Annotated in this window: 1 protein-coding gene; it reads right to left on the bottom strand. The window is 62.7% G+C overall.

Translation table 11 applies throughout. The features are described from left to right. A partial coding sequence (locus tag FEI13_RS18780; protein WP_158294576.1) for an IS4 family transposase occupies window positions 1–1,109 on the bottom strand: 1,109 nt, incomplete at its 3' end. Between the last annotated feature and the right edge of the window lie 112 nt (window positions 1,110–1,221).

The raw sequence follows: 1,221 nt of genomic DNA, 5'->3' as shown, positions 1-1,221 counted from the left end.
CGATGACGCCGCAGCCATTCCAGGCCCAAGCGCCATACGGAGAGCACGTTCCGGTGCCGAATACTGTTGCTCTGGTAGCGCCGCTGGTGCCCGTTGGCCTGGACCTGCAGGCCTGCCACCATCACGACGACATTGGCCAGCAGCGCAATCAGCAACAGGATCTCGATGCGTTTGCCCTGGCGAGATTGGTGCATGCCGAAGCCCAGGCCAAACAAGGGGCTCTTGATGTCACGGAAACCTTCTTCAATCTGCATGCGTTGCCGGTAGATAGCGACCAGCTTGTCCGCCAACCTGGAGCGCTCCGGCAGGTTGCTGACCAGCACCCAGGGCTCCTTCTGGCGCTGGGCCATCGCCCGACTGTGGCCGCCCTGAGAGACTTGACCTCGCTTATTGCGATGTTTTCGCCCCTTCGGCGGTCGATGATAGAGCACCATGCGGGTGGTCAGCGGGTTGCTCTCGGCGATCTGGACGGAACCCAGCGCTTGCGGTACCGAGCTCGCGTGTTGAAACAAGGCGGTCACTGGCTGCCACGCGTCGCCAGGCACCTGGCAGCGCGTGGGGCTGCGCACCCGGCCAACGTAGGTCCAACCACGCGCCTCGACCGCCTTGAACCACGGGTTGCGGAAGCCCGCATCGGTGACCAGGATCGGTGTCGCATTGTCGGGCAGGATCTCGGCCAGGGCCGCCAGCAAGTAGGCTTCGCAGCGAGAGCAGCCGTCCTTGTGATGGACCTTCTCGAAAATCGGCAGCGACCGCCCGGCGAAGGGAACCGCGGCACGCAGCAGGAACTGCCGGCCGCGATCATCGATCGGCGACCAGTCCACCAGAATCAGCGGGCGCGTCGTGTGGCCGATCAGCAGGGTGGCCACGAGCCAATAGAACAGCGGCCGCTCCTGGTGCAGGTGAGGGTTTCCCAGCAACCGATCGACCCGCTTGATGGTGTGTTTGGTCGCCACCGGTCCCGGCAAGGCGCGGCCCAGGGCGGTTAAGCCCAGGCGGCGTTCACCCAACAGGGCCCCCACCGTGTCGAGCAGTGCCTGCAGGCGTTTGGCATGGATCGAGGGGAGTGATGAGGTCAGCATAGTATGCAAGAATCGAGGGGCCTGCATGGATCTCCTTCGGCATATTGTTGGTTTGGCGATTAACAACATGCCAATCCATGCAGGCCTTTTCAATTATATCCTTCTGATTCTTCTGGCTATTTCGTGGGGATCCGTCAGG

This window comes from Halomonas urmiana, from assembly GCF_005780185.1.
Classification (GTDB): Bacteria; Pseudomonadota; Gammaproteobacteria; order Pseudomonadales; family Halomonadaceae; genus Halomonas; species Halomonas urmiana.
This window is presented reverse-complemented; position numbering and strand designations above follow the sequence as displayed.